The organism is Sphingomonas sp. NIBR02145 (assembly GCF_027359115.1).
Classification (GTDB): domain Bacteria; phylum Pseudomonadota; class Alphaproteobacteria; order Sphingomonadales; family Sphingomonadaceae; genus Sphingomonas; species Sphingomonas kyeonggiensis_A.
Genome location: NZ_CP114791.1, coordinates 4,629,443 through 4,653,625, shown reverse-complemented (window position 1 = coordinate 4,653,625; position 24,183 = coordinate 4,629,443). Strand labels below are relative to the sequence as shown.

Below are 24,183 nucleotides of genomic sequence, written 5' to 3'. Positions count from 1 at the left end.
CAAGTCTCCTTCAGCCGAGGTAACGCGGAGCTAGGGTGGAGGATGCCCGGTTGCAATCATACCGAGGCAGGTTGCCATCCAGCCCCGGCCCGGCGCATAGCGGGCGCATGGCAGAAGAAGCGGACGTAACTGCGCTCTCGTTCGAGGAAGCGCTGAAGGAACTGGAGCGCATCGTCGCTCGACTGGAGAGCGGCGAGGCCCAGCTCCAGGAAGCGATCGATCTCTATGAGCGCGGCGATCGGCTGCGCCGGCAATGCGCCGCGCGGCTCGATGCCGCCCAGGCGCGGATCGAGGCGATCCGCACCGATGCGGAAGGCCGCGCCGCCGCCACCGCGCCGTTCAACGCCGGCTGACCCGACCCATGGCGCACGCCTCCCTCGCGCTCCAGGGGGCGCTCAAGCAGGTCTCGGCGGAGATGGACCGCCAGTTCGATCTGCTGCTCGCCGTGCCCGGCGATCCGCGCAAGGGGCTCTACGAGGCGATGCGCCACGCGGCGATCGGCGGCGGCAAGCGGCTGCGCCCGCTGCTCGTCTCGGCCACGGCCCAGCTGTTCGGCGTCGACCGGACCTGCATCGCACGGACCGCGCTCGCGCTCGAATGCATCCATGTCTATTCGCTGATCCACGACGATCTGCCCGCAATGGACGATGACGACATGCGCCGCGGCAAGCCGACGGTGCACAAGGCGTTCGACGAAGCCACCGCGATCCTGGCGGGCGACTGCCTCCACGCGCTCGCCTTCGAAGTGATCGCCGACGAGAAGACCCATTCCGATCCGTTCGTGCGCATCGAGCTGTCGGGTACGCTCGCTGTCGCTGCCGGTCCGGCCGGCATGGCGGGTGGCCAGATGATGGACCTGGAAGCCGAGAAATCGAGCTTCGACCTCGCCACCGTCACGCGGCTCCAAGCGATGAAGACCGGCGCGCTGATCAGCTGCGCGGTGGAGAGCGGCGCGATCCTCGGCCGCGTGCCGATCGAGGGCCGCACCGGCCTGCGCGGCTATGCCCGAGACGTCGGCCTCGCCTTCCAGATCGCCGACGACATCCTCGATGCCGAGGGCGACGAAGCTTTGGTCGGCAAGAAGCTCCAGAAGGATGGCGAGGCGGGCAAGGAAACCTTCCTCTCCCTCCTCGGACTGGAGCGCGCCCGGGAACAGGCCCGCATGCTGGTCGACCAGGCGATCGAGCACCTCAAGCCCTATGGCGCCGAAGCCGACCTGCTGCGCGACATCGCCCGGTACACGCTCGAACGGGATCGGTAAGCTCTCCCATATCCGGGTAGTAGTTCGTCATCCCCGCGAAGGCGGGGATCAAGGGTAATGCGGGACAGCGATGCAATCGGGCGCGCCTTCCGGAGATGCCAACGCGAGCCGGCGCGCTCCACCCTCGGCTCTGGATCCCTCCTTCGCGGGGATGACGATGACAGGGGATTGCCGAGCGCGACCTCGAACCCCTCACAGATCGCCGGCGAAGGCCGGGGCCCAGGTTCGGCGCACTTGGTCAGGCTCACGCGCCTCTCGAACTACATGGCGACTGGCCCCCGGCCTTCGCCGGGGAGCAGCTAGAGCTGTACTTTGTGTACTTCCGCGAGTCGCGGCTACCGCGCTGTAGAACGCAGCCTCAGTCCCGGCGCACCACTGCGGTCGCCACCCGGAACACGGTAGGGTTGCCACCCTCGCGCACCACGGTGCCGCTCGCGACATAGGACTTGCCCTCGCGCAGATCGCCGAGCGCCACGTTTCCCTCGACAACCGGCAGCATCACGCCCTGAAATCCCGCCGGCCGCGCATACCATTGGCCGGCGATATGCAGCAGCGCCGCCTGCGTCTCGCCCATGGTCGACGGCTCGGCGCGCGACAAGGTGCGCGGGTCATTCGCAGGTTCTGCGACCTTGCGCGTTTCCTCGTATGCGACGAACCCGCCGCCGCTGCGCACCCGCTTCGGCGCGTCGAACAGCTGGTCGATCCGCTCGGCCTGCAGGCTCTCGATATAGATGATCGTGTTGTTGTCGCCCTTCACATAGAGCTTGGCGTGCGAGGCCTGCTTGCGGACGATCGGCCCGGCGAGCGACGTCAGGAAGGTCCGCACCGAGGCCGAGATCTGCGCGACCTGCCCGCCGCCCGCGTTCATCACCGTCTCCAGCGCCACCGCCACGGTCTGCAGGAAGCCGCCGAACAGCGCGCGCTGGTCGTACAGGTCGAGCAAGGTCTTGCCGAGGTCGAACCAGGCATGGAGGCTGGCGATCTCCACCCGGATGATCTCCAGGCCATGGCGGTTCTGCCCGTCCCGCGTCTCCTGGGCGAAGGCATTGGCCAGCCGCTCGATCGCCGTGCCCGAGGTCCGCGCATCGGCTGCGTCGTAATAGCCGATCTCGAGCACCAGCACCGCATTGTCACGCACATCGTCGATCATCGCCGCAGGCTGGCCGAAAGCCCGGTGTGCCGCAAGCGCGCAGCCGGTCTTGACTTGGCTTCGCACCCGCAGCACGTCCGGGTTCGATCCTGCGACGAGGTACAGCATGACCACCCGCACCGGCGTCTATCCCGGCACCTTCGATCCCATCACGCTTGGCCATATGGACATCATCCGCCGCGGCGCGAAGCTGGTCGACCGGCTCGTCATCGGCGTCACCACCAACCCTTCGAAGAACCCGATGTTCAGCGTCGAGGAGCGGATGGAGATGGTGAAGCGCGAGGTCGAGGGGATCGCCGGCGAGATCCATGTCGTCAGCTTCGATTCGCTGCTGATGGACTTTGCCGAGCGCGAAGGCGCCGGCATGATCGTCCGCGGTCTGCGCGCCGTCGCCGACTTCGAATACGAATATCAGATGGCCGGCATGAACCAGCAGCTGAACAGCAAGATCGAGACGGTCTTCCTGATGGCCGATGTCTCGCTGCAGCCGATCGCCAGCCGGCTGGTCAAGGAGATCGCCCTCTATGGCGGCGACATCCGCAAGTTCGTGTCACCCGCGGTTAATGACGAGATGGTTACCCGGATCGCGACGATCGGTCGCAAAGGGAGTGGTTGAGCCCGCGCGATTGGGCTAGAGCGGCCAGTCGAGAATGGGTTTGGAGTGGGGAAGTTAATGCGTTTCGTTGCCGCGCTGGCCGCTTCGGCCTTGATGATGTTTGCCACCCCTGCCCTCGCCCAGGGCGGCGGCGAGGCCCCCAAGCCGGTCGCTGAGCCGCTCAAGGGCGTAAGCGCCGCGGATGTGAACAGCATCTATCCCGCTGTCGTCCCCGCCGATCCGGCCGAGACCTGGGTGCTCGACCTGTCGACCGGCGGCCGCGTGCTGATCCGCCTGCGTCCCGATGCTGCGCCCAAGATGGTCGAGCGCATCAAGACGCTTACCCGCCGCCACTTCTATGACGGCCTGAACTTCCATCGCGTCGTCGATGCCCCCTATTTCATGGCGCAGGGCGGCGATCCCAAGGGCGATGGCACCGGCGATTCGGACCTGCCCAACGTGCCGGCCGAGTTCAACAACCTGCCGCACGTCCGCGGCACCGTCGCCGCCGCCCGCCGCGGCGCGCCGGAAAACGCCACGCCCGAGCAGAAGACCGACGCGGAGAACAGCGCGAACAGCCAGTTCTACATCATGATGGCCCCGAAGCTCGCCTTCGACCACGATTATACCGTGTTCGGCCGCGTCACCGCCGGTATGGAGTGGGTCGACAAGATCGAGCGCGGCGAGCCGCCGGCGAACCCGACCAAGATCGTCCACGCCTATATCCTTTCCGACAACCCGCCGCCTTATGCGAACCTTGCAGCCGACGCCCCCAAGGCGCTGCCGCCGGGCGAGGTGAAGGCGACGCTGCCGCAATAATCCGGTGAACGTCGACCTTTTTGATTTCGAGCTGCCGAACGACCGTATCGCGCTGCGCCCCGCGGCCCCGCGCGACACGGCGCGTTTGCTCGTGCTCGACGGCCCCGAGGCAATACGCGACCTCCATGTCCGCGACCTGCCGAACCAGCTGCGCGCCGGCGATTGCCTGGTTTTCAACGACACCCGCGTGATCCCCGCCCAGCTCGAGGGCACAAGGGGCGAGGCGAAGATCGGCGCCACCCTCCACAAGCGCGAGGGACCGCGCCGCTGGCGCGCCTTCATCCGCAACGCCAAGCGGCTGCGCGACGGCGACACGGTCGATTTCGGCAATGGCGTCCTCGCCACCGCCGGCGACCGCGCCGAGGATGGCAGCTTCGCGCTCGATTTCCACGGCGACGAGCCGGTCGAGCTGCTGCTCGAGCGCTGCGGCCGCATGCCGCTGCCGCCCTATATCGCATCCAAGCGCCCGACCGACGCCCAGGACGCCGACGATTACCAGACGATGTTCGCCAACGAGCCGGGCGCCGTCGCCGCCCCCACCGCGGCGCTGCACTTCACGCCGGATCTGCTCGCTGCGCTCGCCGCCGCCGGGGTCGGCCACACCACGCTGACCCTCCATGTCGGCGCGGGCACCTTCCTGCCGGTCAAGGCCGAGGACACCGCGGACCACAAGATGCACGCCGAATGGGGCCGCATCGACCAGGCCACCGCAGACCATCTCAACGCCGTCCGCGCAAAGGGCGGCCGGGTGATCGCGGTCGGCACCACCAGCCTGCGCCTGATCGAGAGCGCCGCCGGCGACGACAAGATCATCCGCGCGTTCGAAGGCGACACCGCGATCTTCATCACCCCCGGCTACCGCTTCAAGGGAATCGACGGCCTGGTGACCAACTTCCACCTGCCGCGCTCGACGCTGTTCATGCTGGTTTCGTCGCTGATGGGGCTGGAGCGGATGCAGGCTGCATATGCCCATGCCATCGCCGATCACTATCGCTTCTACAGCTACGGGGACGCCTCGCTGCTGTTGCCGTGAGGCGCCCCGTGCCGTGCCGCGTCAGAAACGCTGGCCGAACTTGATCCCGAAATATTGCGGCTTGGTCGGATAGAGCCGCGCATAGGGTGCGCAAAGGCTCGGCGCGCAGGTGATGTTCTTGCTCAGGATGCCCCGCTCGTCGAAGGCGTTCTGGATGAACGCCTCGATCGAGAAATTCGCGAAGCGGTAGCCGGCCGAGAAGTCGACCGTGGTGAACTGGTCCGTGTTGCCGAGCGCCGCATTGCCGTCCGGCGTCAGGTACGAGGTCGTGCCGCTCTGATGGTTCAGATTGCCCTGCAGGAAGGCTTTATCCGCGCCGAGCAGGAATTCGTAGCGCGCACCGAGGTTGAACTTGACCTTGGGGGTAACCGGCAGTCGCGTGCCCTTGGGCGCGAATACCTGGCCGCCATTGGCCGGATCGCAGCCATTGACCTGGTCGCAGAAGGGCTGGGTCAGCTTCGCATCGACATAGGTGCCCGAGCCGGTGAAGGTCAGCCCGCGCATCGGTGACCAGCTGATATCGCCCTCGAAGCCGCGCGAGCGCGCCTTGCCGGCATTCACCGTGTAGAAGATGCCGAGCACGCCCGGCAGGCTGTACTGGACGTCCTTCCACTCTTCCCAGAACAGCGCCGCGTTGAAGGTCAAATGACGATCGAACCAGCTCGTCTTCCAGCCGATCTCGTAGTTGGTGAGCGTATCCGCCTTGTATGCCGGGATGTCCTGCAACTGGCCGAGCGCGAACGCGTCACGGTTGTTGCCGCCCGGGCGGAAGCCGGTCGAGTAGGTGGCGTAGAGCAGCTTGTCCGGGCTCGGCTTCCAGGTGAGCGTCGCCTTGTGCGTCTCGCCGCGCTCGACATATTTCTTGTCGATGTTCGGACATTCCTGGACCGTGGTCCCCGTGCACCCGAACAGCGTGACCTGGCGATCGAACGCGCCATAGCCGCCCGAGAAGCCGTTCAGCGTGTTGTTGGCGATGAAGCCGCGGATACCGGCGAGCAGCGTGAGGTTCGGCAGGATGTCGAACTCCGCCTCGCCGAACGCGGCATAGTCGCGGTCGACGCGGTGGATGGTGGTGAAATAGACATCGTCGGGGCCGCCGCCCGGCACCGGCGGGCTGAACGGGTTCACCGCGGTGCTGACGCCCGGCAGAATATATTCGGCGATGCGATCGTCGATCTGGTGCTGCGCGAACAGGCCGGCGGTCAGGCGGAAGCGGTTCTTCGCCGGCGAGCTGATCCGCAGCTCGTTCGCCCATTTCTTGTAGCGATCATAGCCGCGTACCGCCTGGCTGGGATCGATGTCCTGCCCCGATGCCGTCTTGTAGTAATTGTAATCGGCATAGGTGTCGTAGGCGACGCTGAAATAGGAATAGTCGGAGGTATTGTCGACGACGCGGTGGAACCAGGAGCCGGTGTAGGTCAGGTCCCAGTTGCTGATCTGCCCCTTGATCGTCAGCGAGGCGAGATACCATTCGTCGCGATTGTGGCTCTCGATGAAATCGTGGTTCTTGAGGTCGCCGACGCGCGGATCGAACAGGAACTGGCCGCCCGCTTCCTGGTGCTGGTAGATGATGCCCGGCGTCACCGTCCAGCTGTCGGAAAGGTCGATACCGAGCGCGGCGCGGCCGCCATAGGTCTCGACGTCGTTATAGTCGTCCTTGACCAGGTCGTTGTTGTTGATGGTCAGCGGTGCGTCGACGACATTGCCCAGCCCGTCGGTGTGCGGGCGGTTATAGGTGCGCGTGCCCGGCGTGTTGTCGATATAGCCGCCTTCATGCTCGAAGAAGCCCGAGGCGCGGAAGGCGATCGTCTCGCTGATCGGGATGTTGATGAAGCCTTCGACCTGGCCGCCGAAATCGCCCTTGCCGAACTTGGATACCTGCACGTCATAGCCCGCCTCGAAGCCGGCGGTGCTCGGCTTGTTGGTGATGATGCGCAGCGTGCCCGACAGCGAGCTCGCGCCGTAGAGCGTGCCCTGCGGCCCCGCCAGCGCCTCGACCCGGGCCAGGTCATAGGCATGGAGATCGACCGAGCCATAGATGGTGGTCACCGGCACATCGTCGATATAGAGGCCGGCGCCCGGCAACGGCCCCGAGGCGAGACCGTCGCCGCCCGTCGCGATGCCGCGGAAATAGAGCTGCGAGGCCCCCGGTCCGAACGACTGGTAGCTGACGCTCGGCAGCAGCTTCACATAGTCGTCGAAGCTGGAGACGTGGTTCTCCTCGAGCTTGGCCGGGCTCAAGGCAGTGATGCTGATCGGAACGTCCTGCAGACTGGCTTCGCGCTTGGTGGCGGTAACGACGATCTCGTTGGGATCGCGATAGCCCGTCGTGTCCTGTTTCTCCGGCGTTTCCGCCGGCGTGGACGGCGCTTGCTGCGCCGCAGCAACACCGCTGAATCCTGTGAGCATGGTACTTGCGAAAAGGAACTGCGCAACCCGCGTCGAACGCATAACGGCCTCCCCTTAGCTAAGATCGGGAAGGCTGTTATTACAAACCTGTGAAGTCAAGCAGGTGCTGAACTATGCGAATTAAGTTCGCGCTGCATTGCAAAAATGTCACGGTCGCGGAACGTCCGGATAGGCCGTGAGAACGGGCCCGAGCGCCCCCTCGATCGGGCCGAGCCAGGGCGCGAAATGCTGCCATTGCTCCATCCCCTCGCGGAAGATCGGGCGACGAACCTGCTCCGAGGAAGCGGTGCGCACCGCGCGCTCGGTCTTGTGGAAGTCCAGGCAGCCAGGCTCGAAGTCCAGCCCGGCAGCGGCGAGCAGCGCGCGCACCTGCGCCTCGGTGTCCTCGACCATGCGCTCATAGATCACCCGGTGGACTCGACCCGGCAGCGCCGCGTCGATCCCGGCCATCGCGCGGACATAGTCGGCATAATAGCGGCCGATCTCGGTCAGGTCGTAGGAGAAGGCCTGGCCATGCGCGAAATGCTGCTTGAACAGCGAGAAGCCGCAGCTGAGCGGATGGCGCCGCGCATCGACGATCGTCGCATTGGGCAGGATCAGCTGGATCAGCCCGGCATAGAGCCAGTTGTTCGGCATCTTGTCGACGAAGCGCGGGGTGCCCGCCTTGCGCTGCACCCGGGTGCGATCGAGATATTCCGCCCCCCAGGCGGCGGCGGTCTCCGCGTCGAGCTCGGCGAGCCCGCCCGGCCCCAGCCTTCCCGCGAGCATGGCGATGTCGGGCAGCTCCATCGTGCCTTCCACCTGGCTGTGGCTGGCGAGGATCTGCTCAACCAGCGTCGATCCGGCGCGCGGCAGCGAGACGACGAAGATCGGATCCCCGGCCTGGGACCCCCAGCCGGCCCGCGTAGCAAAGAACGCCGCATCCTGCGTCGCCAGCTGGCGATCGACCAGCGCGCTGGTCTCATCCGCATCATAATGGATCATCGCCCGGCGCAGACGATTGCCTTCGGCATAGTGTGCGAAGCTCCCGGCATAATGACCGGCATCCTCTTCCGCCTTGCCCAGCGCGAAATGGAGGTGAAAGCGGTCGTCATGGCTGATCGCATCGTCGGCCAGCGCACCGCGCATCGCAGCGGCATCCGCAGCCGTGAAGCGATACGTCTTGAGGTTGGCGAGGCTCCACCAGCTGCCGCCCAGACCCGGTTCCAGCTCGATGCTGCGGCGATAGGCCTCGATGCTCTCGGCCTGCTCGCCCACCGTCTTCAGCGCATGGCCCAGGCTCATCCACACCTTGGCCTGGCGCGGATGCTCGGCAAGGATCGTGCGGTACAGCTCCACCGCCAGATCATAGTCGCCGCTGCGGCCCAGGATCGCCGCCTTGAGGATATCGTTGCTCGGATCCTCCGGCGCCTCGGCGATCAGCGAATCGATCTCGGCCAGCGCGTCCTCGGGCCGGCCATGCCGGTGGAGGACCAGCGCGAGATTATGCCGTGCCGCGGCGAAGCCCGGCGCCAGCTCGAGTGCGCGGCGCAGCAGGGTCTCGGCATCGCGCCAGCGCCCCAGCCGCCCGGCCAGCTCGGCCATCATCCGGATCGCGGCAACGTCGGTAGGCTGGGCATGAAGCCGGCCGCGCAATCGCATCTCGGCCCGGTCGAGCGCCCCCTGCGCCAGTGCCGCCGCCGCGTCGATCAGCTCGGGATCGGATACCGAGAGCGAGACCGCGCGAAGATGCGCCGCGCCGCCCGCGCCGGCATCCCCCGCCGCATGCCAGAGATTGCCGATCGCCCGCCACGCGCCGGGCTGGGGCGGATCAAGCGCTTCGGCCTGGCGCAGCGCGCGGGCGGCGGCATCGCGCTCTCCCGATTCGATCGCCGCCTTCGCCGCATCCAGCCGCGCCCGCACTTCGCTCACACGCTTCCCCCGCCGAACCTGCACCGCGATCATGCGACGCACGGGCGTGGTCCGCAACGCCCCACCTTCGCCACGGATTGCGCCTTGGGTGGCAAGCGCGGTAGCGGTCCTCGTTATCGCGATTCGGAAGGGTTCCCATGCGTTTGTTGTTTGCGCTCGCGGCGTTGATCGCGACTCCCGCCTTTGCGCAGGCCGCCCATGCCCAGGATCGCGTCGGCATCCCGATGCCGCCGGCGAATACTGCCAACCCGATCGGCACCAGCACGCGCGAGCAGCCCGCCTTCACTGTGATCGCCGAGCCCGTGGCGATGATGATCGCCGCCTTCGACGCGGACGGTGACGGCAAGGTCACCCGCGCCGAATTCGATGCCGGCCTGAAACGCAGCTTCGATGCGATCGACACCCGCCACCAGGGCTGGCTCGGCTATATCGCCTATTCGGACTGGCAGGAGCGCTGGATGGGCGATCGCAACACCGTGCCCAGCCCCTTCGAAGTCGATCGCGACGGCGACAACAAGATCACCTTCGCCGAGATCGCCGAGCGCTTCGACCTGCTCTTCACTCGCTTCGATGCCGACAAGAACGGCGTGCTGGAGCGCAAGGAACTCGTCACCATCCGCCCGCAGATGCCGCCTCCCGGCGCAGGACGTGGAAAGAAGGGCCGCGGCCCGAACTGATGTCCTAGCATCACATGCAGCGACTTAGCTAAAGCGAGTCCATGGCCGCGCACGATCACAACCACAGCCACAACGGACATGCACATCACGGCCATGGGCACAGCCATGCGCCCGCGGATTTCGGCCGTGCCTTCGCCATCGGCACCGCGCTGAACCTCGCCTTCGTGCTGGTCGAGGGCGCGGCGGGCTTCCTGACCCATTCGATGGCGTTGCTGGCCGATGCCGGGCACAATCTGTCCGACGTGCTTGGCCTGCTGATCGCCTGGGGCGGTGCCGAACTGGCCAAGCGCCCCGCCTCGCCACGCTTCACCTATGGCCTGCGCGGCTCGTCGATCCTGGCGGCGCTCGCCAATGCTGTGCTGCTGTTCGTCGCAGTCGGCGCAATCCTGCTCGAGACGATCCAGCGCCTGTCCGAACCGCGCGACGTGCCGGGCATGACGGTGATGCTCGTCGCCGGCGCCGGCATCGTCGTCAACCTGGCGACCGCCCTGCTCTTCGCCAGCGGCCGCAAGGGCGACGTCAACATCCGCGGTGCCTATCTCCACATGGCGGCGGATGCCGCGGTCTCGGCCGGCGTGGTGATCGCCGGCGCGCTGATCCTGTTCACCGGCGCCGACTGGATCGACCCCGCGATCAGCCTGGTCATCGTGGGCGTGATCCTGTGGAGCAGCTGGGGGCTCTTCACCGAATCGCTGACCATGGCGCTGCAGGCCGTTCCCAAGGGCATCGATTCCGCCGCGGTCGAAGCCGCGCTCGCCTCGATGCCCGGCGTGACGCGCGTCCATGATCTCCATATCTGGCCGATGAGCACCACCGAGGCCGCGCTCACCGCACATCTCGTCATGCCGGACGGCCATCCCGGCGATGCTTTCCTGATCGCGCTGCAACATCGGCTGGCGCACGACTTCAGGATCGATCATACGACCGTTCAGATCGAATTGGGGGACGGGGCGGAATGTCGGATGCATGGGAGTGGACACGCGCATGAGTGACGCGTCGCCCATTCGGCTGGTCATCTTCGATTTCGACGGCACGCTTTCCGACAGCGGCGACTGGTTCCTGTCTGTCGTCGACGAGCTGGCGCGCAAGTTCCGCTTCCGCACGGTCGCGGAGCACGAAGTCGACATGCTGCGCAACAAGAGTTCGCGCGACGTGATCGAGTTCCTCGGCATCTCGAAGTGGAAGCTGCCGCTGATCGCCCGCCATGTGCGCCGCCTGGTCGGCCGCAATGCGCACCAGATCGAGCTGTTCCCGGGAACCCCCGACCTGCTCGAGCAGATCGCCGCCACCGGCGTGAAGATCGCACTGGTCACGTCGAACGCCGAAGCCAATGCGCGCAAGATCCTGGGCCCGGTCCATGCCGCCCGGATCGATTTCTTCGCCTGCGGCTCGTCACTGTTCGGCAAGGCACCCAAATTCCGCCGTGTGCTCAGGAAGATGGGCGTGAAGCCGCACGAGGTGCTGGCGATCGGCGACGAGACCCGCGATGTCGATGCCGCCCGCGAAGTCGGCATGCGCGCCGGATCGGTGCTGTGGGGCTATGCCGCCGAGGAGCTGCTCGCCGCGATGGAGCCCGACGTGATGTTCCGCACCCCGCAGGACATCATCGACTATGTGTCCGCCAGCCGCTGAGGCCCGTTTCGGTTGAACGCATTCCCCCGACCTGTAAGGTACGGACATGGAACGTTTGCGTTGGACCTGGATCTGGCTCCCCCCCTTCGCGGGTGCGCTGAGCCTCCTTTTCGGCAGCTCCTTCACGCTCCCGCCGCTGCTGCTCGGCACCGTGCTGATCGCCACCGTGCTGGCCGCCGTCCATCATGCCGAGCTGATCGCGCACAAGATGGGCGAGCCGTTCGGCACCTTCCTGCTCGCCCTCGCCGTCACGGTGATCGAGGTCGGGCTGATCCTCACCCTGATGCTGCAGGGCAAGGCCGGCGCCGAGACGCTGGCACGCGACACCGTATTCTCGGCGGTGATGATCATCCTCAACGGCCTGCTCGGCGCGTTCATCCTGTTCGGCGCGCTGCGCCACCATGAGCAGAGCTTCCAGCAGGTCGGCGTCAGCGCCTCGCTGGCGACGCTCTGCACGCTCACCGTGCTGACGCTGGTGCTGCCCAATTTCCTCGCGTCCGAGCACGGCCCCTATTACGCGCCGTCGCAGCTCGCCTTTGTCGCGATCGTGTCGCTGCTGCTCTACCTCACCTTCGTGATGGTGCAGACGGTGCGCCACCGGGGCTATTTCCTGCCGCCCGGCGGGGAAACCGAAGACCCCGAAGCGCATGCTCCGCCGCCCAGCGACAAGCAGACGGCGCTGTCGGGCGTGCTGCTCGTCGCCTGCCTGGTTGAGGTGGTGCTGCTCGCCAAGGCGCTGGCACCGGCGATCGAGGAAGGCGTCGCCTCGGCCGGCGCACCGCACGCCGTGGTCGGCGTAGTGATCGCCGCGCTGGTCCTGCTCCCGGAAAGTGTCGCCGCGGTGCGCGCCGCGATGGCCAACCGGCTGCAGACCAGCCTCAACCTCGCGCTCGGCTCCGCGCTGGCGACGATCGGCCTCACCATTCCGGCGGTGGCGATGCTGTCGCTGGTCCAGGACCTGCCCCTGGCGCTCGGCCTCGATTCCAAGGGCATCGTGCTGCTGTCGCTGACCCTGCTGGTGACCACCCAGTCGCTCGCCACTGCCCGCACCACGGTGCTGCAGGGCGTGGTGCACCTCGTCATCTTCGGGGTGTTCGTCTTTACCACCCTGGTCCCCTAGGCGCGCAAAAGGGACGCTTCCGTTTGCGTCTTCACCCCGGCCTTGAGCCGGGGTCCCGCTTCTTCTTCGGTGGCGCAGCGCCGGTTTCGTTGCACCGACATAGTTGACTCAATCAACTATGTCGGTGCAGATTGCCCGCATGGATCAGGCCATCGAACAATTCCGCGCCTTCAACCGGGCGCATACCCGCTTCGCGGCGGTGCTGGCGCCGCGCTACATGGACAGCGAGATGGGCGTGGCCGAAGCACGCCTCCTCTACGAGATCGCCGCGCGGCATCCGGTCCTAGCCACCGAATTGCAGGACGCGCTCGACCTCGATGCCGGCTATGTCAGCCGCGCGGTCAAGCGGTTCGAGGATCGCGGCTGGATCGCGCGCGAACGCGGCGAGGAGGATGCCCGCCAGCGCCCGATCATCCTGCTACCCGCCGGCCGCACCGCCTTTGACGCGCTCGACGACACGACTCGCGCCCACAGCCGCCGCCAGCTCGAATCCCTCGGCCCCGCCGCCGCTACGCTCGGCCACCATCTCGCGGCGGCGCGCGCATTGATCGAAGGTGGGGCGGGCAGCTGGGAGATCCGCACGCTGCGCCCGGGCGACATGGGTGCGATCGCGAGCCGCCAGGCGATCCTCTATGCCGAAAATTATGGCTGGGAGCGTCCGATGGAGCTGCTGCTCAACGACGTGACCACCAGCTTCCTGCGCGACTTCCAGCCGGGCCGCGAGCAATGCTGGGTCGCCGAGCGCGGCGGTGAGATGCTCGGATCGGTGATGCTCGCCGATGGCGGCGACAGCGTTGCCAAGCTTCGCCTGCTCTATGTCGAAAGCCATGCCCGCGGCCTTGGCATCGGCGAAGCGCTGGTCCGTAGCTGCATCGAATTCGCGCGCCAGGCGGGCTATCAGCGGCTCGAGCTATGGACCCACACCATCCTCACCAGCGCCCGGCGCATCTATGCCGCGCATGGCTTCGAGCTGGTCAGCAGCGAAGTCCACACCCGGTTCGGCGAACCGCTGATGGGCGAGACCTGGTCGCTCGACCTCAGCCCAAATGCACCGCCAGCCACACCGTAGGCCGATCCTCGGCCGTCCAGGTCACCCAATGACGCTTCCCAGCGGCGATCAGCAGGTGATCGCCCGGGCGTAGCGTGACCGCCTCTCCCTCCTCGAGCCGCAGCCCGGCCACGCCTTCGAGCAGCAGCACCCATTCGTCCCAGTCCTGCACCATCGGCGCATCCTCGGGCGTCGCCTGCCCCTGCGAGACGATCCGCTCGATGCGGACGCCGGGACGGCGCAGCAGCTCGGTAAAGACTTCGTCGGCGCTGGCATCGGGCAGGTCGGCGAGGAGGTTGCTGGTCATCCCCTCCCGTTGCGCTCCTCCGCCAAAGGGGGCAAGGCCCTGCGCATGTCCCGTTTCGAGTTCACCATCCACGCCACCGACGGCAAGGCGCGCCTTGGCACCATCGCCATGCAGCGCGGCGATATCCGCACGCCCGCCTTCATGCCGGTCGGCACCGCCGCCACCGTCAAGGCGATGAAGCCGCAGGACGTGCGCGCCGCCGGCGCCGACATCATCCTCGGCAACACCTATCACCTGATGCTGCGCCCCGGCGCCGAGCGCGTCGCGCGGCTCGGCGGGCTGCACAAGTTCATGCACTGGGATCGCCCGATCCTCACCGATTCGGGCGGCTATCAGGTGATGAGCCTGTCCGACCTGACCACCCGCAGCGAGGAAGGCGTCTCGTTCAAGTCGCACCTCGACGGCACCCGCCACCTGCTCTCGCCGGAGCGCTCGATCGAGATCCAGCGCCTGCTCGGCAGCTCGATCACCATGGCGTTCGACGAACTCGTCCCCACCACTTCGACCCGCGAAGTCCAGGCCGCCGCGATGGAGCGTTCGATGCGCTGGGCCAAGCGCAGCCGCGACGCCTTCTTCGCCGCCGAGGAGCATGCCGAGCACAATGCGATCTTCGGCATCCAGCAGGGCGCACTCGACGAGGGGCTGCGCAAATACTCCGCCGACGCGCTGCTCGATGTCGGCTTTGACGGCTATGCCGTGGGCGGCCTCGCGGTTGGCGAGGGCCAGGAAGCGATGTTCGGCGTGCTCGACTATGCACCCGGCCAGCTCGATGCGAGCAAGCCGCGTTACCTGATGGGCGTGGGCAAGCCCGACGACATCGTCGGCGCGGTCGAGCGCGGCATCGACATGTTCGATTGCGTGCTGCCCACCCGCTCGGGGCGCACCGGCCAGGCCTTCACCCGCACCGGCCCGATCAACATCCGCAACGCCAAGTTCGCCGAGGACCAGGGCCCGCTCGATCCCGCCTGCCCCTGCCCGGTCTGCGGCACCTGGAGCCGCGCCTATCTCCATCATCTCGTCCGCGCCGGCGAGATTCTCGGCGCGATGCTGATGACCGAGCACAATATCTGGTTCTACCAGGTGCTGATGCAGGACCTGCGCGAGGCCATTGGCGAAGGCCGGCTCACCGAGTTCGCCAACGGGTTCCGCGCTTCCTATTACAGCACCAAGGCCTAGGCTGGCCGCGGGAGGTTCGACATGGCCGAACATTGCTGCTCCGCGAAGGGAAAGGAACTTGAGCGCCTCGCCGTCCAGGCCGAGCAGCGCCGGGTGCTCACCATCGTGCTGGCGATCAACGCGACGATGTTCTTCCTCGAGTTCGGCGCCGGCGTGATCGCCGGCTCCGCGGCGCTGATGGCCGATGCGGTCGACATGCTCGGCGACGCGCTGGTCTATGGGCTCAGCCTCTATGCACTGGCCCGCAGCGACCGGTGGAAGGGTGGCGCCGCGTTGGCCAAGGGCGTGTTCATCCTCGCCTTCGGGATCGGCATCCTGATCGACATCGCGATCAAGCTGCGGAGCGGCATCCCGCCCTCCTCCACGCTGATGCTCGGCTTCGGTACGCTGGCGCTGGCCGCAAATCTGCTTTGCCTGCGGCTGCTGTGGCGCTTCCGCGCGCAGGACGTGAACATGGCCAGCACCTTCGAATGCTCACGCAACGACGTGGTGTCGAACATCGGTGTGCTGGTAGCGGCGGGCGGCGTTGCGATCTTTGCCTCGCCTTGGCCAGACATACTGGTGGGCGCAGCCATCGCTGCCCTTTTCCTGCGTTCGGCATTCGGCGTGATCCGCAGCGCGCTGCCGGTACTGCGCACCTCGCATGGTTAAAATTACCTTTACCATCAAGTGTTTCGCCATAGGACATGGGAAAATCCGGGGGCGCGGGGGGGCCCGAAATCGACTATAGCCACGCCCGGGCAAGGGGCCCGTACGGGGTTGGGCACGCGTGTTCTGGCGGCGTTTCTCGAAGATGCAGGCGCGGGGGATCGCAGCGGCAATCGTCGCGTCGCTGATCGGCGCAGGCTTCTCCGCCCAGGCGCTCGCCCCCGACACCAAGCCCAAGGCGAATCCCAAGCCGGTGGCCGTCGGCTATGAAGCCGAGGATCATTTCCCAGGCGCCGCCTTCTATTATGCCGTCGATGACGATGCCGCGGTGAGCGCGGGTACGACCGGCACTACCGCGCTTCCCGACATGCCGATCCCCGCCGATGCGCTCGACACACCGGTCGACGGATCGATCCAGCCCGCCCTGCCCTTCCACCTCGCCGGCAGCGGCGTGGACAAGGCGCGCGCGCTCCAATGCCTGACCACCGCGATCTATTACGAAGCCGCCAACGAGCCGAGCGACGGCCAGCGCGCGGTGGCGCAGGTGATCCTCAACCGCGTGCGCCACCCCGCCTTTCCAGCCACGGTGTGCGGCGTGGTGTTCCAGGGATCGGAGAAGCGCGGCTGCCAGTTCAGCTTCGCCTGTGACGGCGCCATGGCCCGTGCGCCGATGCGCTCGGCCTGGGACCGCGCCGCCAGGGTCGCCGCCGCCGCGCTTTCCGGCCAGGTATTCGGCGCGGTGGGCGAGGCGACGCACTATCACACCTATGCCGTTACCCCGTCCTGGAACCGCAGCCTGGTGATGACCGGGGTGTTCGGCGCGCATTTCTTCCATCGCTGGAAGGGCTGGTGGGGCACCGCCGCCGCCTTCCGCCAGGCCTATCGGGGCGGCGAGCCCCTGCCCCAACCGCATGCCCGGATCGACCTGGCCGATGCGATAGCACCGGTCGTACCGGTGCCTGCAATGGCAACGGCGCTGCCGGCCAAGCCATCCGCCCCGATCGCCACCCCGCGCGAGACGATCCAGCCGGCCTATGCCCTGAGCGGCACGCCGCTCGGCGGCTATGTGCCCAAGTCCGTGCCGAGCACATCGCCGATGGACCAGGGCGAGTCGCAGATCCTCGACAAGTGGAAGGACAGCGGCAAGCCGCTGCGCTGAGTGGGTCGACAACTCACCCTTCACCGTCATGCTGAACTTGGTTCAGCATCCAAACCTCCTCCGGCGATATCGTTCGTGGATAGTTGGACCCTGAAACAAGTTCAGGGTGACGCCAGGCCTTGATGGCCTCGGCTCTGAACATCGCCGCCGCTCCTCAAACGGCAACGGGCCCCGCCTTGCGGCGGAGCCCGTCCTGTCAGGTTCCCCCCAGGGGGGTCGGGAAGGGGAACCCGCTAGCCTTTACCAGCGACGGCCGGGGCCGCGATGGTCGTTGCGATCGTGCTTCTCGATCCGGATGCGCGCCGAAAGCGCATCGAAGCGGCGGTCCAGGTCACGGCGCTCGGCCAGCGTCAGGCCGGGGCGCGAGCGGCGATACTGGGCCTCAAGCCGGTTCAGGCTGGCGAACTCGGCACGGAGGCGAGCCGCCTCGCTGCGGCTCAGCGCGCCCGAACGCACGCCCTGGTTGATACGGGCCTCGAGGTTCGCCTGGCGGCCATTGATCGACTGCCATGCCTGGAAGGCAGGCGCCGGGTGCGGCGCGGCCATCGCGGCGGTCATCGGAACAGCCGAAACGGCGATGCCAAGTCCGGCGAGCATCAGGGTGAACTTCTTCATGACTACGCTCCTCTTCAAAAACCGGGCCGTCCCTGCGGCCTGAAACCTTTATGGGGACCGCCTGTCGCATGCCTGTCCCGATCCCCGCGCTTTTGTGTCGCAAGCTGTCGCGCGACCGCGGGTTCCGTTCAGGTTCGGGGAAGCGAGTCCCTCTCGCGGCGACCGGAGCGTCGGCGGAATCGATTGACGCGCCGGTCGCTTGCCCTAGATTCCTCGCAAGTATCTCGGGGGATTGGGATGTCGCTTTCGATTGCCGAACTGACGCTGGTCGAGCAGCGCGTGACCAACGACGCGCCCAGCATCGCGGTCGCCTATCTCTTCTGGCTGTTCCTGTGGTTCGTCAGTGCCCACCGCTTCTATCTGGGCCGACCGGTGTCGGCGATCCTCCAGATCCTGTCCTATTTCGTGGTGATCGGCTTCGTCTGGTTGCTGATCGACCTGTTCCTGATCCCTGGCATGATCCGCGAGAAGAAGGACGAGATCCGCCACGAGATGATGCGCCGGCTGGCTACGGCCTGACACCCGCGCGGCGTTGACGCGGCCAATATCTGCGATACTGTGCAGACCTCCTGAGGGGGAAGCCGCCACATGCCGTATCGCCATGCCCATTGGTATCTGCTTGCGATCTTTCCGCTGGCGGCGCTGGCCTTCTGGCCCGGCTATCTCTCGACGATCGGCACCGCGCCGCTGCAGATGCATGCACATGGCATCACCGCTACCTTATGGCTGGCGCTGCTCGTCGCGCAGAGCTGGCTGATCCATTCCGGCAACAATGCACTGCACCGCACGCTGGGCGCGACCAGCCTGGCGCTGTTCCCGCTGTTCCTGGCCGGCGGGTCGATGATCTTCCTCGGCATGGCGCAGCGCTTCGCCGATCCGCCCTCGCCCTTCTACACCATGTACGCGCCCGGCCTGGCCTGGATCGACATGATCTCGGTCGCTGCCTTTGCCTGGTGCTATTATTCGGCGCTGCGCACCCGGCGGACCGTGCAGTTCCATGCGCGCTACATGCTGGCGACCGTGATCTTCCTGCTGCCGCCGATCCTCGGCCGTCTGGCCCCGATCCTGCCGCCGCTGTCGATCAACGGCCCTGCCGACTTCTGGAAGCTGGGCATCGGCTTCCAGCTCGGCAATGCGATCACCGCCGCGATCGCCTTCAGCCTGGCGCTCGGCAGCGCACGGCACGGCCATCCCTTCTTCGTCGCGGGGGCTGCGACCGTGCTGGGGGGCGTGTTATTCCAGTTCGTCGGCCCGATGGCGGCGTGGCGGCACCTGTTGGTGGAATTTGCCCTGCTGCCGCCCCTGCCGCTTGCGCTGGCGGCGGGGATTGCGGGGGTGGGCATTGCCGCGGCCGGCTGGATGGCCGGACGCGCACCGCATCTGCCGGAGGTTGCAACCGCCTAGGCGGCGATCAGCCGCTCGGCCTGGGCGCGTGCCTCGTCGGTGATCTCCGCACCCGACAGCATCCGCGCGATTTCCTCGCGGCGCTCCCCGGCACCCAGCGGCGTTACCCCGGTGCGGGTGACCGTCCCGTCATGGCTCTTGGCGATCAGCAGATGCTGGGCACCCCGCGCCGCCACCTGCGGGCTATGCGTCACCACCAGCACCTGCGCGGTATCTGCCAGCCGCGCCAGCCGCTCGCCGATCGCACTCGCCACCGCTCCGCCGACACCGCGATCGATCTCGTCGAAGATCAAAGTCCGCGCCCCGCCTTCCTCGGCCAGCGCCACCTTCATCGCCAGGATGAAGCGCGACAGCTCGCCGCCCGAGGCGATCTTGACCAGCGGCGCGAAGGGCGCGCCGGGATTGGTCGAGACTTCAAACTCGACCCGGTCCATGCCGAAGCTCGACCAGTTCGCCTCGTCCTGCGGCTCGACCATGGTGCGGAAGCGCGCTGCGTCGAGTTTGAGCGGCTTGAGTTCGGTCATCACCGCCGCATCGAGCCGCGCCGCGGCCAGCGCGCGCTTGGCCGAGAGCGTCTTCGCGGCATCGGCATAGGCGGCGTGCGTCTCGTGCACCGCCGCTTCCAGCTTCGCGATCCCCGCTCCACCGCTCTGCACGCGGTCCAGTCGCCCGGCCAGTTCCTCGAGCAGGGCAGGCAGCGCATCCGGCTGCACCCGATGCTTGCGCGCCTGCCCACGCAGCTCGAACAGCCGTGCTTCGTCTGCTTCCAGCGCGGCGGGATCATAGGCCAGTGCCTCGGCGGCGACGTCCACCCGGTCCTGCGCCTCGGCCGCCTCGGTGATCGCGCGGTCGATCGCGGCCAGCGCCTCGGCCAGTGCCTCATGGTCGCCGGCAATCCGCTCGAGCACCCGCGCCGCCTGGCGCAGCTGGCTCAGCCCGCCTTCGGAGCCATCGAGCAACTCGGCAATGCCCTGTAGCTCGCTGGCGATCTTCTCGCCGCGCTGCATCGAGGCACGCCGCTCGGCGAGCATTTCCTCCTCGCCTGCCTCGGGCGCCAGCGCGCGCAGCTCGCCCACGGCATGTTCGAGCCACTCACGGTCACGCTCGGCGACGTCCTGCTCGGCCCGCGCCACCGCCAGCGCCGCCTCGGCATCGCGCCACGCTTTGTGCGCGATCGCCACCGGGCCAACCTCGCAGCGCCCGAACGCATCGAGCAGCGCCCGGTGCCCGCGCGGATTCAACATGCCGCGGTCGTCATGCTGGCCATGGATCTCGACCAGATGCGGCGCCAGCTCGCGCAACAGCCCCGCCGAGGCCGGCTGGTCGTTGAGGAACGCCCGGCTGCCGCCATCCGCCTTGACGATACGCCGCACGATCAGCGGCTCGCCCGGCTCCAGCTCCAAGCCATTCTGGTGGAAGATATTGGCGACTCCGCCGTCCCGCGCCGGCGCCTCGAAGCTAGCCGTCACCACGGCTTGCGCAGCGCCGTTCCGCACCAGCCCGGTCTCGCCGCGCGCGCCGAGCGCCAGGCCCAACGCGTCGAGCAGGATCGACTTGCCCGCCCCGGTCTCGCCGGTGAGCACGCCAAGGCCGGCGCCGAACTCCAGGTCCAGCGCCTCGATCAGGACGACGTCGCGAATAGCCAGCGCAGTAAGCATGCGCCCGCTCCTATCGCAGGAACTTAACGAGAACGAAAGCCCCGAGCATCAGCTCGCGGGCTTGGTCGCCGCCTGGGCCTGCTGCACCTTGCCCTTGTTTTCCTGCATCAGCTTGTAGGCGTGGCTATACCAGTCGGTGCCCGGATAGTTGGCGCCGAGCACGGCCGCGGCCTTCTCGGCTTCCTCCGGCACACCGAGCGCCAGATAGCTCTCGGTCAGGCGCATCAGCGCCTCGGGCACGTGGGTAGTGGTCTGATACTGATCGACCACGGTGCGGAAGCGCAGCGTCGCCGAGAGCCACTGGCCACGCGTCTCGTAGAAGCGGCCGATCTCCATTTCCTTGCCGGCCAGGTGGTCGCGGACAAGGTCGATCTTCAGGCGCGCATCGGCGGCGTATTTGGTGTTCGGGTAGCGGCGGGTCAGCTCGCCCAGCGAATCGAGTGCCTGCTGCGTGATCTTCTGGTCGCGCTGCACGTCGCTGATCTGCTCGTAATAGCTCAGGCCGATCAGATAATAGGCGTAGGGCGCGTCGCGGTTGCCCGGATGCACCGCCAGGAAGCGCTGTGCCGACGAAATGGATTCGGTGTAGTCGCGGTTCAGATAATAGCTGAACGCGCCCATCAGCTGCGCGCGGCGCGCCCAGACCGAATAGGGGTGCTGACGCTCGACTTCGTCGAACAGCGCGGCGGCCAGCTTGTACTGGTGCTGGTCGAGCTTCTGCTTGGCGGTGGAATAGAGCGTGCCGACGTCGCGCGCGACATAGGGAAGGTCCTTGCCGCCACTCTTCTTGGCGCAACCGGCCATCGAGAGCGCGAGAACCGGAAGCAGGGAGAGCGCAAGCGCGCGAGTGGTGGAAGTACGCATGGGCGGGGGTCTTAGCGCGGTCCCGTGGCTTCAAACAATCCTTTTCGCGGCGTCATTGTGTCATTGCCGGAGCCACCCATAATCAGCAATTGCGGCGGGAGCCTCGAGGGGGCATGCGCGTTCCGATACAGAACCGTTTTTCACGAGGGAAATTGTGACCGCTACCCTGCTTGCCACCCATCGCGTCGAGAAGCCCTGGGGTCGCCACACCCTGTGGCCGGGCTTCGCCGATCCCGCCGCCGATGGCGAGCCGGTCGGCGAGATCTGGTTCCAGACGCCGGGCAACAGCGCGCCCGACCTGCTGATCAAATATCTGTTCACCAGCGAGAAGCTGTCGGTCCAGGTCCACCCGACCGACGAGCAGGCTCAGGCCGTGGGCCTGCCGCGTGGCAAGGACGAATGCTGGGTGATCCTGGCCGCCGAACCCGATTCGACGATCGCGCTGGGCACCAAGGCGCCGGTCGACCACGAGACGCTGCGCGCCGCCGCGCTCGACGGCTCGATCGAACACCTGCTCGACTGGAAGCCGGTTAAGGCCGGCGACTTCTTCTATTCGGGCTCGGGCACGATCCACGCGATCGGTGCAGGGATCACGCTGGTCGAGGTGCAGCAGAACAGCGAGACCACCTATCGCCTCTATGATTATGGCCGTCCGCGCGAGCTGCATCTCGACCAGGGCGTCGCCGTTTCGGATGCGGTGCCGTACGTGCCGCACCCGATGCCGGGCCGCGTGAGCGATGACCGCAATATCCTGGTCGAAGGCCCCAAGTTCGTGCTCGAGCGTTGGGAAGGCGGCCACCGCACCTTCACTGTACCCGTGGGCACCACCGGCTGGCTGATCCCGCTGCGCGGCGAAGGCGTCGTCGACGGCGTGGCGTTCGAGGCCGGCCAGTGCCTCACGGTCGAGGGCAGCGCCGATCTCCACGCCGAGGTCGGCAGCGACCTGCTCTTCGCCTATCCGGGCGAAACGCGCATCTGATCCATGGCTCCCGCGTGAACGGGAAGTAGTTTCCCGTTCACGCAACCGCTCTCCGCCCGGCACGTTGGTTGCCCGGGAAAACAAGGAGAGATTCCATGCGTATCCTTTTCGCCGCCGCGGTTGCCGCGGCCGCCCTCGCGACGCCTGCCGCCGCCCAGGGCTGGAACGAGCGCGAGGCGCGCGCCGATTGCCGCCACGACCTGCGCAATTCGGACAGCCGGGGCGAGTATCGCCGCGAGCTGCGCGACTGCCGCCGCGACATCAACAATGCCCAGCGTCGCGACGATCGCGAATGGCGCCGCGATTATCGTCGCTATCGCAACTACGACTATAACCGCCTGCCCCCGGGCGAGCGCTATTACAACCCGGGCGACTATTATCGCGACGGCCGCTATTATCGCGAGCGCCGCCTGAGCCGGAACGACCGCATCTATCGCGGCAATGACGGGCGTTACTATTGCCGCCGCTCGGATGGCACGACCGGCCTGATCGTGGGCGGCGTCGCCGGCGGTCTGCTCGGCAACGCGCTGTCGAACGGCCGCAACGCCACGCTCGGCACGCTGCTCGGCGCGGCAGCGGGTGCAGCGCTCGGCTCGTCGGTCGACCGCGGCGAGGTTCGCTGCCGCTAAGCAACGTGCTTGCCACGCAGGCAGAGAGGGGCCCGGTGGAAACGCCGGGCCCTTTTGCGTGCTCCCTCGTCACCCCGGCCTTGTGCCGGGGTCCACCGGGAGGCGAATGCCGGCCAAGAAGCTGGAACGCAGGACACGAGGCACCGTGGACCCCGGCACAAGGCCGGGGTGACGGATGGAGCGAAGGCCCGCGCCTCCCGCCTCTACGAAATCAGAAGATGAAGCCGCCCAGCCAGAGGCGAAGGAAGCCGACGCCGGCCACGACGATGTTGAGGTTGCGCCCCGAATTCGAGTCCGAAAGTGCGCCGAGCGCCAGTCCGACCACGGCGATCGGAATCACCAGATAGTTGAGCCACCCGAGCAGCGGAATCAGGGCGATCAGCATCAGCGGCAGGGCAATGATGCCCACGAGGATCGAGAGCAGGTTCAGCATGTGCGAAGCTATACCCTATCGCGAGTGTGTTATCAACATACAACAGTCAGGCAGCGAGCGGGATCAGGATCTCCGTCCTGCGCAGCACCGCCGGGGTGAAGGGCGAGTTGTAGAAGGCATGTTCCACCGGCCCCGCCGCGCTCAGCCCGTTGCGCCCGATCCAGGCGCGAAGCTCGGCCTCATGCGCATCGAACGCGCCTTCGCTGTCCACCCCGGCAAAGCGCAATGCGGCGATACGCCGGGCAGGCAGCTTGCGCAGCCGGACGCCAGCCTCCGGATCGGGCAGGCTCTCGATCGCCACATCAGCGGGCATCAGGAAACGCGTGCGCCATCCGCGTCCGTCCTCGTCGCCATCGGAGAGCACCGGCACGGTCATCGGCAGCCGACCGCCACCGCGGTCCTTGCCGAACACATAATCGGCCAGCCGGGTGAAGCCGACCGACAGCGCCGCCTGGCGGAGCCCCGGCACCACCACTTCGGCGACAAGCAGGCCAGGATAGTCGCGTACGCTGATCGCGCCGTCGCGCGTCACGGTGCTGAACCGGGCTTCTTCCTCAGGCTTGTTGAGCAGCACATATCCGACACCGGCAGCAACGGCGGCGGCCACGCCGGCGCCGATCATCTTCGCGTTGAGCTGCATGCATAACCCTTCGATC

At 67.1% G+C, this 24,183-nt stretch carries 26 protein-coding genes; 17 read left to right on the top strand and 9 right to left on the bottom strand.

Translation table 11 applies throughout. The features are described from left to right. The first annotated feature begins 107 nt into the window (after nt 1–107). Nucleotides 108–353, top strand: coding sequence for an exodeoxyribonuclease VII small subunit (locus O3305_RS21430; protein ID WP_184170104.1), 246 nt, complete (start codon nt 108–110; stop codon nt 351–353). 8 nt (nt 354–361) lie between these two features. Next, a complete protein-coding gene (locus tag O3305_RS21425; RefSeq protein ID WP_269574347.1) occupies nt 362–1,261 on the top strand; it encodes a polyprenyl synthetase family protein in 900 nt (299 codons plus the stop codon). Between the two features lie 358 nt (nt 1,262–1,619). Here O3305_RS21425 and O3305_RS21420 read toward each other — a convergent pair whose 3' ends face one another. Then, on the bottom strand, nt 1,620–2,531 hold the full coding sequence (locus O3305_RS21420) for a hypothetical protein (RefSeq protein ID WP_269574346.1): 912 nt from the start codon (nt 2,529–2,531) through the stop codon (nt 1,620–1,622). On the opposite strand from O3305_RS21420, the gene coaD reads away from it, so the two are divergent. The 3 genes from coaD to queA are packed head-to-tail and all read left to right on the top strand — an operon-like array spanning nt 2,518 to nt 4,858. Continuing rightward, a complete protein-coding gene (gene coaD, locus O3305_RS21415; protein WP_269574345.1) occupies nt 2,518–3,027 on the top strand; it encodes a pantetheine-phosphate adenylyltransferase in 510 nt (169 codons plus the stop codon). The two genes, O3305_RS21420 and coaD, sit on opposite strands and share 14 nt — an antisense overlap. A gap of 57 nt (nt 3,028–3,084) precedes the next feature. After that, entirely contained in the window at nt 3,085–3,825 is a 741-nt protein-coding gene (locus tag O3305_RS21410) for a peptidylprolyl isomerase (protein WP_269574344.1), read from the top strand. Between the two features lie 4 nt (nt 3,826–3,829). Further along, nucleotides 3,830–4,858, top strand: coding sequence for a tRNA preQ1(34) S-adenosylmethionine ribosyltransferase-isomerase QueA (gene queA / locus O3305_RS21405; protein WP_269574343.1), 1,029 nt, complete (start codon nt 3,830–3,832; stop codon nt 4,856–4,858). Nucleotides 4,859–4,879: 21 nt separating this feature from the next. Here queA and O3305_RS21400 read toward each other — a convergent pair whose 3' ends face one another. Together O3305_RS21400 and O3305_RS21395 are read right to left on the bottom strand one after the other, a co-directional pair. Further along, complete coding sequence (locus tag O3305_RS21400; RefSeq protein ID WP_269574342.1) at nt 4,880–7,267, bottom strand: TonB-dependent receptor; 2,388 nt, start codon at nt 7,265–7,267, stop codon at nt 4,880–4,882. A gap of 147 nt (nt 7,268–7,414) precedes the next feature. Continuing rightward, on the bottom strand, nt 7,415–9,211 hold the full coding sequence (locus O3305_RS21395) for a tetratricopeptide repeat-containing sulfotransferase family protein (protein WP_269576580.1): 1,797 nt from the start codon (nt 9,209–9,211) through the stop codon (nt 7,415–7,417). 104 nt (nt 9,212–9,315) lie between these two features. Between O3305_RS21395 and O3305_RS21390 the strand changes: the two genes are divergently transcribed. The 5 genes from O3305_RS21390 to O3305_RS21370 all read left to right on the top strand — a co-directional run bounded on the left by O3305_RS21390 (nt 9,316) and on the right by O3305_RS21370 (nt 13,676). Then, nucleotides 9,316–9,855 (top strand): EF-hand domain-containing protein, encoded by a 540-nt coding sequence (locus O3305_RS21390; protein WP_184170125.1) that lies wholly within the window; start codon nt 9,316–9,318, stop codon nt 9,853–9,855. A gap of 41 nt (nt 9,856–9,896) precedes the next feature. Beyond that, nucleotides 9,897–10,847 (top strand): cation diffusion facilitator family transporter, encoded by a 951-nt coding sequence (locus O3305_RS21385; protein WP_269574341.1) that lies wholly within the window; start codon nt 9,897–9,899, stop codon nt 10,845–10,847. After that, nucleotides 10,840–11,487, top strand: a complete 648-nt coding sequence (locus O3305_RS21380; RefSeq protein WP_269574340.1) for an HAD hydrolase-like protein — start codon at nt 10,840–10,842, stop codon at nt 11,485–11,487. The genes O3305_RS21385 and O3305_RS21380 overlap by 8 nt, the downstream gene beginning before the upstream one ends. 46 nt (nt 11,488–11,533) lie before the next feature. Then, the gene (locus O3305_RS21375; RefSeq protein ID WP_269574339.1) at nt 11,534–12,607 is read left to right on the top strand and encodes a calcium:cation antiporter; all 1,074 of its coding nucleotides are present in this window, start codon (nt 11,534–11,536) and stop codon (nt 12,605–12,607) included. A 139-nt stretch (nt 12,608–12,746) separates the two neighbouring features. Further along, nucleotides 12,747–13,676, top strand: a complete 930-nt coding sequence (locus tag O3305_RS21370) for a bifunctional helix-turn-helix transcriptional regulator/GNAT family N-acetyltransferase (RefSeq protein WP_269574338.1) — start codon at nt 12,747–12,749, stop codon at nt 13,674–13,676. On the opposite strand, the gene O3305_RS21365 is transcribed toward O3305_RS21370, so the two are convergent. Next, nucleotides 13,645–13,962 carry a cupin domain-containing protein gene (locus O3305_RS21365; protein ID WP_269574337.1) on the bottom strand — a complete coding sequence of 106 codons (318 nt, stop codon included), beginning with the start codon at nt 13,960–13,962 and terminating at the stop codon, nt 13,645–13,647. The genes O3305_RS21370 and O3305_RS21365 overlap by 32 nt on opposite strands. A 45-nt stretch (nt 13,963–14,007) precedes the next feature. On the opposite strand from O3305_RS21365, the gene tgt reads away from it, so the two are divergent. The 3 genes from tgt to O3305_RS21350 all read left to right on the top strand — a co-directional run bounded on the left by tgt (nt 14,008) and on the right by O3305_RS21350 (nt 16,945). Further along, a complete protein-coding gene (tgt, locus tag O3305_RS21360) occupies nt 14,008–15,138 on the top strand; it encodes a tRNA guanosine(34) transglycosylase Tgt (RefSeq protein WP_269574336.1) in 1,131 nt (376 codons plus the stop codon). A 21-nt stretch (nt 15,139–15,159) separates the two neighbouring features. Then, on the top strand, nt 15,160–15,789 hold the full coding sequence (locus O3305_RS21355) for a cation efflux transmembrane domain-containing protein (protein ID WP_269574335.1): 630 nt from the start codon (nt 15,160–15,162) through the stop codon (nt 15,787–15,789). 118 nt (nt 15,790–15,907) lie between these two features. Next, nucleotides 15,908–16,945, top strand: a complete 1,038-nt coding sequence (locus O3305_RS21350) for a cell wall hydrolase (protein ID WP_269574334.1) — start codon at nt 15,908–15,910, stop codon at nt 16,943–16,945. Between the two features lie 240 nt (nt 16,946–17,185). Here O3305_RS21350 and O3305_RS21345 read toward each other — a convergent pair whose 3' ends face one another. Then, nucleotides 17,186–17,560, bottom strand: a complete 375-nt coding sequence (locus O3305_RS21345; RefSeq protein WP_269574333.1) for a hypothetical protein — start codon at nt 17,558–17,560, stop codon at nt 17,186–17,188. 237 nt (nt 17,561–17,797) lie between these two features. Between O3305_RS21345 and O3305_RS21340 the strand changes: the two genes are divergently transcribed. Continuing rightward, complete coding sequence (locus tag O3305_RS21340; protein ID WP_184170153.1) at nt 17,798–18,079, top strand: TM2 domain-containing protein; 282 nt, start codon at nt 17,798–17,800, stop codon at nt 18,077–18,079. 69 nt (nt 18,080–18,148) lie between these two features. Next, nucleotides 18,149–18,964, top strand: coding sequence for a hypothetical protein (locus O3305_RS21335; RefSeq protein WP_269574332.1), 816 nt, complete (start codon nt 18,149–18,151; stop codon nt 18,962–18,964). On the opposite strand, the gene recN is transcribed toward O3305_RS21335, so the two are convergent. Together recN and O3305_RS21325 are read right to left on the bottom strand one after the other, a co-directional pair. Continuing rightward, nucleotides 18,961–20,622, bottom strand: a complete 1,662-nt coding sequence (recN, locus tag O3305_RS21330; RefSeq protein WP_269574331.1) for a DNA repair protein RecN — start codon at nt 20,620–20,622, stop codon at nt 18,961–18,963. The two genes, O3305_RS21335 and recN, sit on opposite strands and share 4 nt — an antisense overlap. A 48-nt stretch (nt 20,623–20,670) precedes the next feature. Beyond that, entirely contained in the window at nt 20,671–21,486 is an 816-nt protein-coding gene (locus tag O3305_RS21325; RefSeq protein WP_184170162.1) for an outer membrane protein assembly factor BamD, read from the bottom strand. Nucleotides 21,487–21,640: 154 nt separating this feature from the next. Between O3305_RS21325 and O3305_RS21320 the strand changes: the two genes are divergently transcribed. Further along, nucleotides 21,641–22,465 carry a class I mannose-6-phosphate isomerase gene (locus tag O3305_RS21320; protein ID WP_269574330.1) on the top strand — a complete coding sequence of 275 codons (825 nt, stop codon included), beginning with the start codon at nt 21,641–21,643 and terminating at the stop codon, nt 22,463–22,465. A gap of 95 nt (nt 22,466–22,560) precedes the next feature. Next, a complete protein-coding gene (locus tag O3305_RS21315) occupies nt 22,561–23,094 on the top strand; it encodes a glycine zipper 2TM domain-containing protein (RefSeq protein WP_269574329.1) in 534 nt (177 codons plus the stop codon). Nucleotides 23,095–23,305: 211 nt separating this feature from the next. Here O3305_RS21315 and O3305_RS21310 read toward each other — a convergent pair whose 3' ends face one another. Together O3305_RS21310 and O3305_RS21305 are read right to left on the bottom strand one after the other, a co-directional pair. Further along, nucleotides 23,306–23,527, bottom strand: a complete 222-nt coding sequence (locus tag O3305_RS21310) for a hypothetical protein (protein WP_269574328.1) — start codon at nt 23,525–23,527, stop codon at nt 23,306–23,308. Nucleotides 23,528–23,573: 46 nt separating this feature from the next. Continuing rightward, nucleotides 23,574–24,167 carry an SOUL family heme-binding protein gene (locus O3305_RS21305; protein WP_269574327.1) on the bottom strand — a complete coding sequence of 198 codons (594 nt, stop codon included), beginning with the start codon at nt 24,165–24,167 and terminating at the stop codon, nt 23,574–23,576. Nucleotides 24,168–24,183 lie beyond the last annotated feature (16 nt).